Source organism: Paenalicyclobacillus ferrooxydans (assembly GCF_001399675.1).
In the GTDB taxonomy this organism is placed as follows: Bacteria; Bacillota; Bacilli; order Alicyclobacillales; family Alicyclobacillaceae; genus Alicyclobacillus_B; species Alicyclobacillus_B ferrooxydans.
In genome coordinates this window covers 74,575-92,465 of sequence record NZ_LJCO01000042.1, presented here as the reverse complement: position 1 = coordinate 92,465, position 17,891 = coordinate 74,575, and the positions used below count along the sequence as shown (strand labels likewise).

13 protein-coding genes are annotated in these 17,891 nt (G+C 47.3%); 8 read left to right on the top strand and 5 right to left on the bottom strand.

What is annotated here, in order from left to right:
• Positions 1-468: 468 nt before the first annotated feature.
• The 3 genes from AN477_RS09660 to AN477_RS09650 form a co-directional block, all read right to left on the bottom strand.
• Positions 469-1,845: a hypothetical protein gene (locus AN477_RS09660; protein ID WP_054968949.1), complete on the bottom strand. Its 1,377-nt coding sequence runs from the start codon at positions 1,843-1,845 to the stop codon at positions 469-471.
• Positions 1,846-2,453: 608 nt separating this feature from the next.
• Complete coding sequence (locus AN477_RS09655) at positions 2,454-2,726, bottom strand: late competence development ComFB family protein (protein WP_054968948.1); 273 nt, start codon at positions 2,724-2,726, stop codon at positions 2,454-2,456.
• A gap of 361 nt (positions 2,727-3,087) precedes the next feature.
• Complete coding sequence (locus AN477_RS09650) at positions 3,088-4,299, bottom strand: mannosyltransferase family protein (protein WP_054968947.1); 1,212 nt, start codon at positions 4,297-4,299, stop codon at positions 3,088-3,090.
• Positions 4,300-4,648: 349 nt separating this feature from the next.
• Here AN477_RS09650 and AN477_RS09645 point away from each other — a divergent pair, with 349 nt between their 5' ends.
• A complete protein-coding gene (locus AN477_RS09645; protein ID WP_054968946.1) occupies positions 4,649-5,953 on the top strand; it encodes a polysaccharide deacetylase family protein in 1,305 nt (434 codons plus the stop codon).
• A gap of 67 nt (positions 5,954-6,020) precedes the next feature.
• Here the strand turns inward: AN477_RS09645 and AN477_RS09640 are convergent, their stop codons facing one another.
• Positions 6,021-7,145, bottom strand: coding sequence for a GntR family transcriptional regulator (locus AN477_RS09640; RefSeq protein WP_054968945.1), 1,125 nt, complete (start codon positions 7,143-7,145; stop codon positions 6,021-6,023).
• A gap of 375 nt (positions 7,146-7,520) precedes the next feature.
• On the opposite strand from AN477_RS09640, the gene AN477_RS09635 reads away from it, so the two are divergent.
• From AN477_RS09635 to AN477_RS09615, 5 genes are all read left to right on the top strand, one after another.
• Positions 7,521-9,005 carry an ABC transporter substrate-binding protein gene (locus AN477_RS09635; RefSeq protein ID WP_054968944.1) on the top strand — a complete coding sequence of 495 codons (1,485 nt, stop codon included), beginning with the start codon at positions 7,521-7,523 and terminating at the stop codon, positions 9,003-9,005.
• Between the two features lie 79 nt (positions 9,006-9,084).
• Positions 9,085-10,005 (top strand): carbohydrate ABC transporter permease, encoded by a 921-nt coding sequence (locus AN477_RS09630; RefSeq protein WP_083486125.1) that lies wholly within the window; start codon positions 9,085-9,087, stop codon positions 10,003-10,005.
• A complete protein-coding gene (locus AN477_RS09625) occupies positions 10,005-10,898 on the top strand; it encodes a carbohydrate ABC transporter permease (protein WP_054968942.1) in 894 nt (297 codons plus the stop codon). The genes AN477_RS09630 and AN477_RS09625 overlap by 1 nt, the downstream gene beginning before the upstream one ends.
• A gap of 38 nt (positions 10,899-10,936) precedes the next feature.
• Positions 10,937-13,018 carry a beta-galactosidase gene (locus AN477_RS09620; RefSeq protein ID WP_054968941.1) on the top strand — a complete coding sequence of 694 codons (2,082 nt, stop codon included), beginning with the start codon at positions 10,937-10,939 and terminating at the stop codon, positions 13,016-13,018.
• A 301-nt stretch (positions 13,019-13,319) separates the two neighbouring features.
• On the top strand, positions 13,320-14,405 hold the full coding sequence (locus AN477_RS09615) for a Gfo/Idh/MocA family protein (protein ID WP_054968940.1): 1,086 nt from the start codon (positions 13,320-13,322) through the stop codon (positions 14,403-14,405).
• Between the two features lie 202 nt (positions 14,406-14,607).
• Here the strand turns inward: AN477_RS09615 and AN477_RS09610 are convergent, their stop codons facing one another.
• Positions 14,608-15,894, bottom strand: coding sequence for an FAD-binding protein (locus AN477_RS09610; protein ID WP_054968939.1), 1,287 nt, complete (start codon positions 15,892-15,894; stop codon positions 14,608-14,610).
• Positions 15,895-16,421: 527 nt separating this feature from the next.
• Here AN477_RS09610 and AN477_RS09605 point away from each other — a divergent pair.
• Positions 16,422-17,201, top strand: a complete 780-nt coding sequence (locus AN477_RS09605) for a ParA family protein (RefSeq protein WP_054968938.1) — start codon at positions 16,422-16,424, stop codon at positions 17,199-17,201.
• The gene (locus AN477_RS09600) at positions 17,176-17,487 is read left to right on the top strand and encodes a hypothetical protein (RefSeq protein WP_054968937.1); all 312 of its coding nucleotides are present in this window, start codon (positions 17,176-17,178) and stop codon (positions 17,485-17,487) included. The genes AN477_RS09605 and AN477_RS09600 overlap by 26 nt, the downstream gene beginning before the upstream one ends.
• Positions 17,488-17,891 lie beyond the last annotated feature (404 nt).

Here is a 17,891-nt window from a genome sequence, read left to right as displayed (position 1 = left end):
CATCAAAACAGCACTTATCAACAGAAAAACCGCGCAGCAGCGCGGTTTCGAGACCTAGATGACTGAGTTTTCAACAACTAAACTGTCAAAGATGTGCTACAGCGTTGAAATCCATCTTCCCCCGGGTCATGAGCCGAGTCTGCTCCGAGAAATTTTGTCTGAATATCAAACGGTCTATCATAGCACATCTGTGTCGGAAACTGTCCGCGCTTTCGAAATACACCGTACACTCAGTGTAGAGGAAATTGCGATTGAGAACACTCGTTGTTCCCGTGAACTTGCGGGATCCGGTTTTGTGCTCAGCAAGAGCAGAAAGCAGGCATAACCTGACCGAGGTTATCGGAATCGTGACACAGGATTTTGGAGGCTTGATACTCTGGGAGGCGGCGTTTTAGGCGCACGCCTCCGCGTAGAGATTGGCATGTTCACGTTTCAACCACGAGTGTCCGTTCGCGGATTCACTAAATGTCAGTTGGACGTAAATTGCGTCTTCCACTGATTATTCTTCAGCCATGCGTATAGTCCAGGGGAGTTTAAATACGTTGTCTGGTTACCCGAGACATAAGCGATAACATTCGGCTCATAATTCACTTGGTACGTACCTTGGTTACCACTTGCTGTAACGGTATATGCCGGGTAAATACTGATTGTCGACTGATCTGCTGTGGTGATAGTCAAGCGAGAGGGTCCAATGTTGCCTTGGAAGTGCAATCCTGGAGTTGAAGGCGGTAAATTCATTGTTGTTGTTGTGGCGCTCTTCAGCCATGAGAGAACCTCTTGGTTAACGGCTGATGTTTGAGACTTTTGTGGCGTGTACTGGATTGCCGCGGGACCGGTTTCATTTACGGCCAACGATTGAATAGAAGTGGGTGGTGTGTAGGTTTCCTCGGATGTGAATTCCGTCTTCCACTGGTTATTTTTAAGCCATGCGTATAGTCCAGGGGAGTTTAAATACGTCGTCTGGTTACCCGAGACATAAGCGATAACATTTGGCTCATAATTCACATGGTACGTACCTTGGTTACCACTTGCTGTAACGGTGTACGCCGGGTAGATACTGATTGTCGACTTATCTGCCGTGGTGATAGTCAAGCGAGAGGGTCCAATGTTGCCTTCGAAGTGCAATCCCGGAGTTGAAGGCGGTAAGTTCATTGTTGTTGTTGTGGCACTCTTCAGCCATGAGAGAACCTGTTGGTTAACGGCTGATGTTTGAGACTTTTGTGGCGTGTACTGAATTGCTGCGGGACCGGTTGCATTTACCGCCAAAGATTGAATGGAAGTGGGCGGTGTGTAGCTTGTTTGAGGGGATAACCTCCACGCGTCTGCTCCCCATATGGCTTTCATATTTAATCGATTCTTTAGAAATAAATCTACGTAATAGACAGGCACATACGTGGTGTATACACCACTTGCCGGATCTTTGGCAACGAGCTTCGGACAAGCCATAAACGTGTATTTATCGCCATTGATCGAAAACTGCATTTCATTTGCCTGTAAGGTTTTTACTACTGTGGCATCATTCGTATTTATGGTCCAGCTAGTGGGGGTCGACGAAATGTTTAACGTATCTCCACTGTTCCATTCAGAATGGACTCCGAAAGAGTGAAGAACTTCTTGCAAATAATACACCGGAACCCAATCTGTTGCCTTTTCTGACCATGGGTCATTCGCAACAATGTGTTCAGGATGCAAAGTAGGCTTCCCAGCAATGATGAATGTCGTTTTCGCGTACTGAACCTTGGAGCTGCTCATGTTGGAAGCTGCATGAGCGACAATAGGCATGAAAGTCTGTGTTGCCATCACGCCTGCTGCAATAGTGCCAAATACGACTGGTCGAAATTTCAATGTAGTATCACCTCTAAATGTTTTTTAACTCCATCAAGATAGACGAGTGGGACCCGGCGTTGGTTGCAGTCATATTTGACCGGAAGTGATGGAGCGCAGCGGGCCAACTTGATTACAAGAGATTAGCATTGCTGAGTGATCCTAGATGATTTTTTTGCTTACCATCAACCCGAGTCTTAGCCCCTTCCTCTGAGCTACATTCAACCGGCTACCATAGAGTCTACTAATGGGATGAAGTATCACATGCACCAAGCAAAAATCATTTTCGAGTTAGGTCGCATATTCTCCGGCATTGAGGTCTGTTAGGGTAACCAGACTTACCGATCTGTTTTGTGTGCGTGCTTGACATTGTGTCACGGGGTAGAGCGAACGCGTCTAGTATTGTGAGGTCCTATAGGATTCGCGCCAATGCGGCTAGGGCGTTATGACTTATGAGGAAGTAAGCGCGGACAGGTGACGACCCGAATGAAATCCGTTCAACCTTTTCGTGAACGCGACAAGGTTTTCCTGGAGCCGAATCTGTGGCGAGGCGTGAGTTCATTCGCTCAACGTTAACTAACTGAAAGTTGACTCAGGAAAACTTCGCTGGTATGCCGCGCGTGTGTCACTCAGTCATGGCGTGGATTGTTTTCAACCGTAACCACAGCCATCATCAGTTCCCTCACTACATCGAGTTTTAACTGTATGTCCATGACCATTGTCTCTACGAAGGCTTCGCCCACTGACGTAGATACGTATCTAGGGGGCAAATGATTCAGTGCAAGAGCAAAGACATCCGAGACACACTGATCGCAGTTGCACTTCATCTTGTGTAAACGGGTTATTTCCGATTCGTAAATATATTCAACAATTGATTCCATTGCGTTTCGAACGTGTCTCATGCGTCATGCCCCTCGCCATTTTTTGTGGACAAAGTTTGGAACTGTTTGCGTCATTATGGATAATCCGTTGTCTACTGATTTTACTTTAACAATATCAGAATAACGAATATTCCGTTGTCTATCTATTTTACTCTAACAATAGCCAAACAACGAAGCAGGCATTATGGGGCGTGGTAATGACCGGAGCCACGGATAGAGACATGCGGTGAGCCTGAGACACTCAGTTTGTGTCAGAGTGATTCGATACCAGCGCTTTGTCGCTGGTATCGATTTGGATATGAGGATTCGCATGAGATTAGACACGACATATGTCATTGGAATCAAGACTGTAGCACCTGGACAAACGCCTTTAGAGCGCGCATCAGGCAATCCACATCCCCGAATAAAACATCGCGTTTTCAAGAAAGAGGACACATGCAAAAACGGCAATCACCGCGCTGGTGCGGAATGACGACTGTGTGAACCGGGCAAGAAATATAAAGCACGGAAAAAGCATCAAGACAAAACGCGGGACACTCATCAGATAGTCCGGATTTCTGCCCAGAGCAGGTGCGGCCAAGAACACCCATACAACCGCAGCCGTGTACACCCACCATGCCCATTTGTGCAAGGAGCGCCGAACAACCAAGAGTCCCAAAGCAAGGGTCCCCAGTGCAAACAGGAGGGACGCAATCTCGAACAGGTGGTACCCTGGTGTACTCATGTGGGCATTGGGGGACAAGTCGAACTCAAAAGCCTTGGCTATCGTATCCCACGGCTGCATGTGTGTCCGGTTCCAAATCTTCTCAGCCTGAACGAAGGCCAAAAAGCTCCCGAACCGATACTTGAGCCATACGCAATACCCAACAAGCGTTGCCGGTGCAAAGGCCAGGGACCACGTTGAAGAGCCGGCTTTTTTCCACCATTCTAGTGTCCAGAACTTCCAGCCGGGTTGTCGCAATCTGATGATTTCAGCAGCGAGTATAATGCACACCAGGATACCCGTATTTCGTGTCAGTGTCGCCAGAGCGGACATGGCACCAGCAGTAAGCAAGTGACCTCGATGGGCAAAGTAGACAGAGCCAATAAGGAGCGCCATAAACAACGCTTCCGTGTACGTTGCGTCGAAATAATACGATGTCGGAAAGAATGCGTAGAGTACCATAGCGATGCCGGCGGTACGCATGTCAAAAGACGCGTAGACAAGCTGCCCGAGGAAAAAAAGAGCTACGGCAAAGCAAACCAAAGAGATGGAGACACCGACGTCCAAATACGAATATCCAGTCACCATGTGTACAATGCGCATGACGATGGGATAGAACGGCCAGAATGCGGATTCCTTAAAGTCGGTGTATCCGTGCATACTGATACTGATGTAATACCATGAATCCCACCGATTATATCCAGTGACCAGGAGTCGGTTGAGTGTTGGCGTTTGGTGATAATATGCAGACGCAGTCGAAGCAGACAGTATTAAGAACAAGCGTTGTACAACCACAATCAAGATTGCCAAAGCTCCAATTACAATCGGTGAGCTTGAAATCTGTTGTGATGGCTGACGCGGATGTGAGTGATTGATGGTGCCTATGGCCATGGGTTCGTCCTCCTTGTGGGAGTTTCATTTCAGTACCATTCGATAAAATATGACACCAAAATTGCTATGAGGAGCCCTTGGCGTCTGTAATCCCGCAAAACTAGCTGCGGGTCGGGGGAATGCACAATATGGTTCCCTGTCACTGACACTTTATAAAGATGGCTAAAGTACAGATAAAGTTCAGATGGGGGGCTTCTCATGCGCGGTGTCTTAACGAAATCTAATCGAAACCTATAGTGACGAAACACGAATTCAGATGCTACTCTTGCGTCAGGACAGGGGAACAAAAACATCCCTGAAACAGGCTGGAACTATGGGATGTTCCAGGATGCGGAGGAGCACGAAACGCATGAAGAGATTGAGTCGAGGTGTTATGCTCGCTCTTGTCGCCGGCTTAGCTGCTGCAATCATTCCTGGTTTCGTGGATATCAACCCGATGAAGGATAAATGGGTCGTACAAACAGGGAGTAACGATATTCGACCGTTGGCAAACCACCCCATCGGTTCTCAAAACACGTTTAATAAACAGAACAGAGGAAATGTTCGTTCTGTTCTGGTTCGGTCAATTAAGGTTCAACCCCTCGATCTGCACCACATGAACGTCGACACCAGCAATCGGATCTATTACACAAATAAAGTTGTCGTGGTAACCTTCCACGATATTTCACCCGATGTGTATTCAAAATTCGTGATTACTCCACAGGTCTTTTCAGCTGATCTCGATGCGTTCCACCAACATTTCAACGTGATCACCAATCAGCAGTTTATCTCCTTTTTAAATGGACAGGGCTCCGTACCTCCAAATGCGGTGCTGATTACCCTTGATGATGGATACAGAGATATGTACACGTACGCCTTGCCCATCCTCGTTCAACACGAAATGCAGGGCACGTTCTTCGACATTGTGGGAACTGCGGATCATCCGCTGCGAAACGAGTTTCTCACGTGGGGCCAGATCAAGACTATGGTTCATGACGGAATGTGTTTCGAAAGTCACACCTACCATGAGCACTACGAAGTCATCGGGCAAAATGGGATGTTAACGCCCGTGTTTAACACACTGATGACGGTTAATGGGATTACCGAAACCCCGCAACATTACTACAACCGTGTTTATGGGGACTTTACAAAGGCGCGGGTCGAACTCAGTCAGCAGATCGGCCAGCCAGTCAGGGAATTTGCCTGGCCATATGGGTATGGAGACTGGTTGTCTACATCGATTGCGCGGGCCGCTGGATATGACTATCTGTTTACGACAGCGCCTGGATACGTGACGGCGGGTTCGAATCCAATCTTCATCCATCGCATAGACACAGGCACCACTGGCATCACGCCCAGTCAGGCCGTACAGGATATCATCAATACTGCCCAGGCCTACGTGCCGCAGGTTATCCACTATGCGGGAGTGGGCAGTCATCCTGGGGTCAAGAGTCATCAGGGCTCGGTTGATAGTGGCCGTTCGGGAATTCCAGGATCGAAACTGAACCATGGAGTGACGGGGAAATCGGGATCGTCAGGAGTGGCCGGGTCGCAGAATGGGTCGGTGGGGTCTCAGCAGCAAGGGGGCGGAGCATCAGGGGCTAGCAAGAACAGCACAAATCAGAGCCCGTCGCCGGGACAGACCAACAACACGGCAACGGGAAACACGGCATGAGGATGGGATCACACTATTGTCCAACCCTCGTATTTCTTCGTACGTCAGCAAGGAGACCTAAAGATGATCAGAGCTGCAGGGATGATGTAGACTCGCCAGGTAACAGGTCTGACTTGAACACAAAGTCAGGTATGTCGATAATGCTGCCGCCTGACCGAAGGGATTTTAAGATGTCTATGATGAATTCTGCGGCTTTTTCACCCATACTGAATTTCGGGTGATTAATCGTTGTAAGGGAACCCCAGTCGGTTGCTTCGGATGCAGGTTGCATGTTATCAAAGCCAACGATAGATACATCCCTTGGAGTTAAAATATTGTATTTTTTTAAATGTCTAATTAGGGAATTAGCAATTTCGTCATTGTAACAGACAATTGCTGTGGGCCGACTAGACGTGGGCATGGTGGCGATCATGTCCGCGTAAGTCTGAGCAACCGACTGTTTTTCAGCCGTTTGGTACATATAAAGGAGACTAGCACTTGGGGCAATTCTATTTTTGATCAACGTTTTAAGAAAACCTCGAAGGCGATAGAGTCCCTGTTTATCATCACTCTTAAAAACTCCGCCGATGCGGCAGTGCCCCAGCTCAATCAGATGGTTAGCTGCCAAGCCACCGCTGATGGAGTCGTCCAAACGTAACGAAGGGACTGGAAGTTCGCTGTATGTTGAGTTTAGCGTTACTACAGGTACATTCCGGCTGAGAAGCGTAAAATAGTTTCCCAGATTAGGATTCGGCAGAGCACTACAGGTAGGTTCGACGATAACACCTTCAACTTGCAGTTCGAGCATTTTGCTGAGTGCGCGTTTCTCTTCAGAAAAACGATTTCCGGTACTGAAGAGTAGTATAGAATACCCATGCTGACTCAGAACCGATTCAATGCCGCGGATAATGGATGGGAATATATAATCCGATATGTAGGTTGTGATAACGCCAATTAATTTATTTCCCTCACCCATCATATGGTTTGCATCGTCTACCAACGATACGAACGTACCGCTCCCCTGAACACGGTATACCAGGCCCTCTCGAACAAGTTCAGTCACTGCGTGCCTGATGGTCTGCCGACTAACGCTGAGTTGTTCAGCTAACTGATGTTCCGTAGGCAATTGTTGATCAGGTTTAAAGTGACCCGATGTAATCCATTCACGAATCTCATCTTTTATTAGCGTGTATTTCGGTATGTTTCCTTTCATTCCAGATCACACCCTGTTATTAAGATCATTTCCAGTTGTACTGATTACTGCATTATGGACGCCATTGTCTGAGGTACAAATTACAGTAATAACATTATCAGCATGTATGATTTGTACGTACATATTATCATGGGGTCGGACAAATATCCATTCTTTTATTTTGCACTATTCGGCGTAAATGCATGATTTTCGATGTTTTGACCAATGTCTGTAACCAGAAACATGAAATTGTTTATTCTTGCTTGCGCTATTTGTTCTTCAATTAAGAATTGACAGCGCATACATTTATACATACAATTGTCGATGTGGAAATTGGATGGTAGTACAAATCAGTGTTTGCCAATAGTGTGTTTTGCTCAGAAAGGTGGGGGAAGTGTGAAATCATCTGCTCGTTTGGCGCTGGTGTCTGGATTGACCCTAGCCAGTATGTCATTTTCTCAAGTGGTAGCTCACGCAGCAACAATTCCGCAACCGCAATATCCTTCTTACAGCAAAAACGTAACAATTACGTGGTGGACGTGGACTGCAAATCCAAACAATGTTATCAAGGCATTCAACCAAGTTTATCCGAATATTCACGTGGTTCCCCAGGATATTGGCTCGGGTTCGAAAGAGTATACCAAACTCGCTACTGTTCTTAAATCTGGCAGTGGTGCACCTGATGTTGCTCAAATTGAATATCAGATGCTGCCTAAATTTATTAGCAGTGGCGGTCTCCAAGACATTTCGAAGTACGTCAACTTTACTCAGTCTTATTTCCCAAGTTGGACTTGGAACCAAGTGAGTCAAAATGGTAAAGTCTACGCCGTTCCGGAAGACATCGGACAAATGGCGCTATTTTACCGGACTGATGTGTTTAAGAAGTACGGCATTACGGTACCGACGACATGGCAACAGTTTGCGGATGATGCCAATAAACTGCATACCGCAAACCCGAATATGTACTTCTCCTATCTACCCATCAATGACCCGGGCGAAATCACGGGGCTCCTGTGGCAAGGTGGCGCTAAACTCTTCCAACAAACAGGACCAAATTCTTGGAATATCACCATTAATAGTCCCCAAGCGAAGAAAGTCATGAATTTCTGGGGTTCTCTGATTAAAAAAGGCGATGTGCAGGCGGTTAGTGACTATACGCCGGCATGGGAAACAGCTCTTGCTAAAGGAGAGTATGCAGCGACGCCAGGTGCTTCATGGTCTCCTGCATATGTTATCAGCCCCTATGTTAAACCAGGTACGAATAATTGGAATGCATCAGACATTCCTCAATGGCAACAAAACGGAACATTTGTTGACGGCGACTGGGGTGGAGCGACCAATGCCGTAACTACGCAGAGTAAACATCCACAAGCGGCCGCATTGTTCGCTGCGTTCATTAACACTGCATCGTCCACAGTCTCCTTGTCGGGTACTCCATACACAGCTGGAGGCCGCGGACTGTACCCTGCGGACAAATATGCCTCTCAATTACCGCAACTAAACTCGGCTCAATCTGATTTGGCAGGGCAGAACCCTCAGTCAGTATATTCAAAGGGAGCTGCGTCGGTTAACACGTCGTTTCAATGGAGTCCATGGACCGACTATGTATACAACCAAATGACAGTCGAGTTCGCAAACGCGGCTAGTGGCAAGGAAACGTGGGATCAAGCTTTAGACAATATTCAAAAGAACACAGTTGCCTTTGCTAAAACAGAAGGATACCAAGTAGTAGATGGATCAGCTGCATCTTCCTCTGCCTCTAGCGCAACTGGTCAGGCTGCCTCGAGTTCCTCACATGTCGGCGAAATTGTAGCGATTGTTGTTATCGTCCTAATCGTCGGCGGAGCGCTGGTGATTTGGCGTCGCAGAAGAACCTCCTAAGTAATCAATTCAAAGGGGTCTCGTGGGAACCGAGTACCCCTTTGAAGTGACTTGATTTAAAGAAAGTATGGTGATTTGAATGAGGACTGGTCGGGGGCAGGTGCCAATTCTACTTTTGGCTCCGTTTGTCGTGTTGTTTGCCGTGTTTTTCATCTTTCCAGTCTTGTATGCGCTTTATCTAAGCCTTTTCGTGAGTCATGGCGGCCAAAATATTTTTGTTGGTCTTCAGAACTACGTTCAGGTTTTCCAAGATACGGCCTACTGGTCCGGGCTGCTGAGGGTCATTCTTTACGGCGTAATTCAAGTCACCATCATGTTGATTGTTGCATTGGTGTTGGCGCTTCTGTTGGATAGTGATTATGTGAAGGGCAAGGCGATGTTTCGGTTGATATATTTCCTTCCGTATGCTGTCCCGGGAGTCATTGCCGCAATTATGTGGGGGTTTCTATACGCTCCGCAACTGGACCCGCTGATGAGCCTTTTTAGTGCGAAACACCCTCTTAATTTACTAGCCCAAGGTCATGTGCTGGCGGGGATTATTAATATGGCTACATGGGAATGGGCTGGTTACAACATGACGATTTATTTCGCCAGCCTCACATCGATACCCGTTGAACTGTATGAAGCTGCAAGACTTGATGGCTGTTCGGAGGTACAGACGGCGATCCATGTGAAAGTGCCGATGATTCGCCAAACGATTATTCTGACTGTCGTTTTATCTATCATTGGTTCGCTTCAACTATTCAATGAACCGTTTGTACTGGCTAGTCTGACAACTATTTCAGCTTCGTACACGCCGAATATGTATATATACAATACGGCATTTAGCTACGGAAACTTTAACTACTCGGCAGCCATGTCAGTGGTCCTTGCTGTCATCACTTTTGTTGCCTCCTTGTTTTTCCTGTACATGACATCTGAACCGGCTCCTTCAAATAAGAAGAAGGTTAACCGGGCGGAGCATCCGAATATGAATGGGGTTCCGGGGGAGGTGCGGTAATGATATCAACAACAAATCTGCAACGTGAGAATCATCGCCGTTCCGCTGACCCAGTTAAGAAAACGGCTACGACAATTTTGTTGACTCTGATAGCTGCCTATTTTCTGCTTCCTTTGTATTGGCTGCTTGTATCCACCACCAAAACAACGCAACAGTTGTTTAATACACCTATGTTGCTGTTTCCGTCCCATTGGAATCTGCTCTCCAACTGGCACTGGCTAAATTCCTATCAACATGGGGTATTTTGGAGATGGGCAATTAACTCGGTAACATACTCATTAGCTGCAGCTGTGTTAGGGACGCTGATATCAGCCATGGCTGGATACGTGCTCAGTATGTATAAGTTTAAAGGTAACAAGGCTATTTCTACCAGTATTCTTGGTGCGTTGATGGTGCCTGCTGCGGCGTTGGCCATACCTACGTTTCTTCTAGTGAAGTCGATAGGGCTAATTAATACCTATCCTGGGGTTATTCTACCCATGCTTTTAAATCCATTTGGCGTGTATTTCATGACTGTCTATATTCGTGAAGCTATGCCTGCTGAGTTACTCGACTCAGGTCGAGTTGATGGGGCCAACGACTACTGGATATTCTTTCGAATTGGATTACCGATAATAAATCCTGGCTTGGTCACTCTGTTCCTCATTAGCTTCATAGGCACCTGGAATAACTTCTTCTTGCCCTTGGTGCTATTGAGCAAGTCGCAACTATACCCACTCACGGTTGGGCTTTCTATATGGGTTGGGAATTTGAATACCGCTGGCACAGGTATGCCTTTGTATCCACTTATCATGATTGCTTCTTTCTTGTCTGTGATACCGATGCTGATTCTCTTTGGTGTCCTACGGAAGTATATTACGTCCGGTATCACCATGGGGAGTGTTAAGAGCTAAAGAAACAAAACAAATAACGATGCTAGGAGGAGTTTTCGTTGACAAAGACTCTTCACGCAAAGAGTTTAAAAGTTGGCGTCTGCTACTATCCCGAACATTGGTCTTCCGACATGTGGGATAGCGACTTGGAAATGATGCGTCATATGGGCATAACCATGGTACGCGTTGGTGAGTTTGCTTGGTCGATTTTCGAGCCGAAGGATGGGGAATTTTCATTTCAATTATTTGACGAATTTATTGAGCGAGCTGGACAGTTTGGAATTGGTGTGATTCTGGGTACGCCAACTGCAACGCCGCCCGCTTGGCTGACTTACAAATATCCGGAAGTGCTCAATGTTTCGCTGGATGGTATTCAATTTCAACACGGTTTGCGCAGACACTATAACTACAACTCCCCGGTCTATCAACAATACTGCCGAAGGATTGTTGAAAAGATGGCCAAACATTATGGCGAGAACACACATGTAATTGGCTGGCAAATCGATAACGAGTTGAATTGTGAGATTGATGTATTCTACTCCGAACGCGATCATGAGGCGTTCCGCCAATGGTTGACAGTAAAGTATGGAACGCTAGATAGGCTCAACCATGCCTGGGGTACCGTTGTATGGTCTCAGACGTACACGGCATGGGAACAGGTACATCTAACGCGTCCAAATCCGAGTCACTCCGTAAACCCCCATCAAGCACTAGATGAAAAACGCTTTATATCGAATAGCGTAATGCGATTCGTTGAAAATCAAACCGAGGTCATTCGACAGTACGCACCACATCAATTTATTACGACGAACGGCATCTTTGGACATTTAGACACGCATGAGTTAACTGAGCGTTATCTAGACTTTATTTCGTATGATTCTTATCCGAATTTTGGAATGCTCGCTGACGATGAGTCGCTGAGAGATCGTGAATGGAGTTTTAATCTGTCAGTGGCAAGAAGTGTCTCACCAAATTTCTGTGTGATGGAACAACAGGCAGGGCCGGGTGGCTGGGTTAACAGAATTGAGCAGCCGACTCCCCTTCCGGGACAGTTGCGGCTGTGGGCGTTCCAGTCACTAGCGCACGGGGCCGATGCGATTGTGTTCTTCCGCTGGAGAACAGCGCCATTCGGAACAGAAATTTATTGGCATGGAATTTTTGACTATGACAATCAACCTAATCGGCGAGTTGCGGAGATTGGACAAACGATTAACGAGGTAAGCCTTCTGGCCGACAAACTAGCAGGAAGTCTAGTGCAAGCAGACGTTGCTTTGCTGCGCGATTATAACAACGACTGGGACGGCGAAGTAGATACATGGCATGGTCCGTACACCAAGAAGAGTGTAAAAGAGTGGTTTCGTGGTCTTCAAACGAGTCACGTTCCGTGCGATGTCCTAAACCTCTCAGAGACAACGCAACTAGCTGACCTCAGGAGATATAAGGTTCTCGTTTATCCTCATCCTGTGGTGTTATCAGAGAGGGTAACCGAGCTGTTAGAACAGTTTGTGAGTGCCGGTGGGATCTTAATCACCGGGTGTCGGGCTGGCCTTAAAGACGTGAATGGTCATTGCCGTCAAGTTTCTATGCCTGGGCCATTAAAAAATTTATTTGGTGTTCAAGTCTCCGACTTTACCAGGATTCAAGGTGCCTATGAAGTTCCGAATTTAGTGTGGAATGGTGACGAGAGTTCTTCTGGCTGCATACATGCAGTAGATTTTAATGAAGTCTTACAACCGACGTCAGAAGACTGCACTGTATTAGCAACCTACGACCGTAATTATTACAGCGGAACGCCTGCTTTGGTTCAAAATAGTTTTGGCAAAGGAACGACGTATTACTACGGTTCCGTTTTTACGCGTGAACTTGCCAAGAAGTTGATTGAATTAACAGGCTTGGTTGATACAGAAAACAAATTGGTATCCACGACTGAGGAAGTTGAACTGGAGATTCGGCGCAACCCACTGACTGGAGACCGATATGTCTTTTTATTGAACTACAGCGGACAGCCACAAGCAGTGCACCTGCATCATGGCTGTAGGAATGCACTCAACGGGGAACTCATTGAGGGAGATCTTGTGCTAGATGGATACGACGTCTTGGTATGTGAAGTTCCTGATGGTGGAGCGACAGCACGAGGCTAAGTATTCCAGTGGTGTTCGTTAAGGTAGGCTTCAAGACGGGCAGTTCTCGTTTGTTTATGGAGGGATGGGGAATTCGCTCGTATGGAACTCACCCCATGACACCAGTCCAGACCTATATTGAGTGACACTATTTGCGGGGAGTAGGTTTGGCTCCAGACCCACTGTTGTCTGGTACTGGCCTACTCCCTATGCAACCATAGCACTACAACGTGGTCCTACATTGTTCTATCTGAAACCTTATAGGTCTTCACTGTTACAACACAATGAGCTGTTCACGTCTACTAACGGAGGTCGACGAACGATGATACCATTTGTTTTGGTGGGAGCAGGTTGGAGGGCTGAGTTTTTCATAAGGATAGCCCAGCAGCTCCCAGATCGGTTTACTATCCAGGGACTCGTTGCACGTAATCAAGAAAGAGCCAAGGTGATTAAGGAACGCTTTGGCGTACCCACATACTCTGACTTAGATGAAGCTTTAAAGCACAGCGATCCATCATTCGTCATTGTGTGTGTCCCACGTACACAAGCTCCAAAGATTGTCATTGATTGTGCTCGAAAAGGAATTCCTGTCCTTTGCGAAACCCCTCCAGCTCACGGTGTCGACGAAATGTTAGAACTGAACGACGCACTCGGATCAAAAAGTAAGGTTCAAATTGCTGAACAGTACATATTCCAACCTAATCATGCTGCGAGGCTGTCCATTGTTGCATCTGGGATCTTGGGAGATGTAACCCAGGCACAGATTTCAATAGCACATGACTACCACGGAGTAAGTTTGATTAGACATATGCTTAGCGTCGGTTTTGAAGATGCGGAAATTTGGGCGACGGAATTCAAGTCTCCAATCGTTGAAGGACCAGGGTTTGATGGCCCCCCTACACGTGAAGAAGTACGGCCTTCACAGCAGCTCATTGCAGTCCTTCGATTTGGTGACAAGTGCGGTGTGTTTGACTTTACCGATGACCAATATTTCTCGTGGATTCGATCACCTAGAATGTTGATTCGTGGGCAAAAAGGGGAAATTAATAACTTTGAAGTGAGATATCTAAAGGACTACGCAAGTCCTGTTGAAGTGGACTTGAAACGAACCTATGCAGGACATGACGGTAATTTGGAAGGCTTATATCTTAAAAGCATCTTCTTCGGTCGTGAGGCCGTGTATACTAACCAGTTTGTTCCCGGTAGGCTGACGGACGATGAAGTTGCCATTGCAACCTGTTTGGAGAAAATGCATGACTACGTGCAGGGGGGGCCGAGCTTCTATAGTGTCGCAGAAGCATCGCAAGACAATTATATAGCACTTATGATTCACCAGGCCGTGAAATCTCGAGAGTTAGTGAGGACTTCAAGACAATCATGGTCGCCATCCCGCAGTGATCATGTGTAGCGTGGTTTCACAATCGGACAAGCCGTGTGACTTCGAGATATTGACCTCCCCCTGATTCACCTTTGTTGGCATGGCTCTTAAGCCCCACAGGGTGAACGATATGTTCCAACTGAATTATGGGGCTTAAGGCTGCATATTCGAAGAGACAAGGATTATCTGCCTGGTGTCCTCTTAGGGAGAAGATGAACTTTGGCGATTGACTTCACCGATAAGGGATCATCACATACTCATTGAGAAACTCGTTCCGAAACTTCCCTTCCGGGTCGCACTGAAGAAGCAGATGTTGAAAGTCTGGCAGTTTGTCGTACAGAGATTGTACATGTGCGGGCGACATGGTAAACAGCTTCCCCCAATGCGGACGGGCATGGTATGGGGCAAGCTGTTCTTCAATAAGGGGCAATACATGTCTCACAGCCTCCCAGTCTGGGTGCCACGTAAAGTGGATGGCAACGGAATCCTGCTTGTAACAGGGACTCATCCACAGATCATCGGCTGCAATTGTGCGGATCTCTGAAACATAAAGAAGCGGCGATATGTGCTGACGAATCCGATGGATTGCACACAATGCCTGATAGGCATCTTCGCGTGGGACGAAATACTCGCTTTGTAATTCGTCTCCTGCGCTTGGCGTGAAGTCCATACGGAAATGGGGCATTCTCTCGTACCAAGGGCCTGGGATGCCCAACTGTTCCGTACAGTTCTCCGACGCCATGCCTGGTACAGGATGCCGTTGTGTTGTGGCCCGTATTGCGCCGAAAAACGCGGGTTCCATCTCAGCTGAATCATGATCGGAGAGTTTGCGTTTCAGCCAGACTTGATTGAATACTCCTTCCCTCCAATCCGTGAAGAGACTGACACTATAGGCGCTGGAGAAAATGTCCTCCAAGTTGTCCTCAAGAGCCGCGAGAGGCAAGCTCTCATAGACGGACTGACTCATTTGAAAGCTTGGAATTACGTCCAGTGTGAGTCTCGTAACAACGCCGAATCCACCGAGTCCAACAGCTGCCCCTGCAATATCCATATCCTCGGTAGCGCGGTCGCTGGGAGCGCGGGAGAATGAAACCTTCTCCCCATCGCCTTTGACGATTTCCATCGAATGAACGGCTGCTGCGAGGTTTTGGTTCCTGTCCCCAGAGCCATGTGTCGCGGTCGCGCAGGCGCCTACCACTGTAATGTGCGGAAGCGAGGCCAAATTGTGCAGCGCATAGCCGTTCGCACCGAGATATCGGCACAGGTCTCCGTACCGGATGCCACCCTCTACCGTTACCGTATTGTTTGTAGAGTCGAGGTTGACCACACGGTTCAGTTTCTCAAGAGAGAGGAAGCTTTCGGTACTATCGGCGATCCGGTTAAACGAGTGCCGCGTACCGAGTACCTTGATTCGCCTGCTGCGAGCGACTAGGTCTTGTACGTCCTCGACACTCTCTGGAACGTAGAGTTCGGAGGCGCTGTACGTGAGGTTGCCTGCCCAGTTGCGATTGTTTTCCACAGATGATGCACTCCTTCGACGATTGGGTTGAATAAGACCAGTGTACACTTTATTCTCGTGGAAACTTGTAGTGAGTTGGTAGAATACCTATCTGTTTTTCGACACTCGAAAATTTTTACAACCAGAAGTGTTGATAGCAATACAGGAACACAGGAATACAGGTATACACCAATGCGGAGATACAGGAACGCAGAAGGGCAAAAATAGTTGTAAGTGGGGCCTACAACCTGACACTCACGCTGGGTCACGGAAAGCAGGATTCAATTGAGGCGCTGGTACAGGAACACAGATATACAGGAATAATGCTGGGCGGGATGAAGTTAGGATTGCGTTCGCTCATCATACGAATAAATGTAAGGATGTAACGATACAGGACTACGGAAATACAGGTATACAGGAATGCATCAATGCTCAATACATCAATACCTGAAAGTTGCATTGACTGATGTGGAAGGACAAATGGCTGCGTTGTCGAAGTCATGGGTACAGAAATACAGGAACACAGAATCCAGCAGGAGGATACTGAAGTGGGTATCACCATTAGTTTCGGAATTCAGAAGGGCGGAGTTGGCAAGACCACGACGACTGCAATATGCGCGTATTTGCTGGCTCGAAAATCAAAGGTACTTGCGGTCGACTTTGACTCTCAGGGTAACCTGACCGCATTTTTGACCCAACGTAACATTTACGACTTTGAGGGACATACAGTGCTCCAGGCGATGATGGAGCGGAACCCGACACCGTACATACAGACGGTAGCCGACAACCTCGACGTGTTGCCTGCCGAAGACTTGCTCGCCACATTTGCCAGGTACACCTACACGCAGCAGAAGGGTGATCCAAACGTGATCTTGTGTGACACCCTGAGGGTGGTAAAGGATGACTATGACTATATCCTGATTGACCTGCCGCCGAATTTGGGTGAGCAAACCATCAATGGACTCACAGCTTCCGACTATGCAGTGGTCATGTTGCAGACAGAACCGTTCTGTTTCGACGCACTCGATCGTTACATTGAACTTCTGCAGCACATCCAAGAGCGCACGAATCCAAACCTCAGGCTGAGCGGTATTCTGGCGACCATGATGGACTCGAGAACCACGTTGGACTCAGCAATTATTGAGCAGGCGATCAAAGATTACGAAGATGTTGTATTCAAATCGGTGATTCGTCGTCGGGCTCGAATCAAGGAATTTTCGATTCAAGGGCTGCAGAGTAAAACGAGGGCGGACAACAGTGCGCTCAGACCGTATCAGGATTTCGTGAAGGAGTTGAAGGAGCGTGTCAAAGAAAGCGCAACTCGGTAACTTAATCGGACAGCGCAGTGCCCAGACAGTGGTGAATCACGACGCTCACGCGGAAATTGTAAGAGTTCCTCCGGATACAGGAATGCAGGAAACTGTAAACACAGAAACCAAATCACATATAAATACAGGTTTACAGGACCCTGTAGAACAAACACCACAAAAGAAAAAAAAGGCCACATTCGACATGGACCCAGACTTACATACTAAGTTGAAGATATATGCAGCATCTCGGGGAACGACAATGGTAGAGGTCATTGAGGAGCTGTTGCGGAAGCATATTCTGTAAATACAGGTGTACAGAAATTGAGGGTTGGCCTAATACTTTCGGGTAATTCATCGTTAATTATGACGGGACAAAAGTGCACGAGGCCCCAATCGCTCGAGGTCCTGATAGGGAACGATTCACCAGTCGTATTAACAATACAAAAATCAAAACAGGTTGCTACAGCACTACATTCTGGTGAAAAACTCGCAATCTATGATTTCACATACGAGCAATATTTCTCGTGGGTGCACTCACCTCGAATACTCATCCGCAAAGAGCGAGGAAAGATCAACAATTTTGACGTGAGTCACCTTACGGATACCGGATCTCGAGCAGCGGATAGGATTCAAAAGCAGGACGCTGCGCGCAGTGGGAAGACGGTTCTGTTAAGCAAGCAACCATGGGCTCTGAATTGAAGATATATC

Coding starts and splice junctions, on each gene's coding strand:
- AN477_RS09655 (WP_054968948.1), bottom strand. CDS start 2,726: ATGAGACACGTTCGAAACGCAATGGAATCAATTGTTGAATATATTTAC.
- AN477_RS09650 (WP_054968947.1), bottom strand. CDS start 4,299: ATGGCCATAGGCACCATCAATCACTCACATCCGCGTCAGCCATCACAA.
- AN477_RS09645 (WP_054968946.1), top strand. CDS start 4,649: ATGAAGAGATTGAGTCGAGGTGTTATGCTCGCTCTTGTCGCCGGCTTA.
- AN477_RS09640 (WP_054968945.1), bottom strand. CDS start 7,145: ATGAAAGGAAACATACCGAAATACACGCTAATAAAAGATGAGATTCGT.
- AN477_RS09630 (WP_083486125.1), top strand. CDS start 9,085: ATGAGGACTGGTCGGGGGCAGGTGCCAATTCTACTTTTGGCTCCGTTT.
- AN477_RS09625 (WP_054968942.1), top strand. CDS start 10,005: ATGATATCAACAACAAATCTGCAACGTGAGAATCATCGCCGTTCCGCT.
- AN477_RS09615 (WP_054968940.1), top strand. CDS start 13,320: ATGATACCATTTGTTTTGGTGGGAGCAGGTTGGAGGGCTGAGTTTTTC.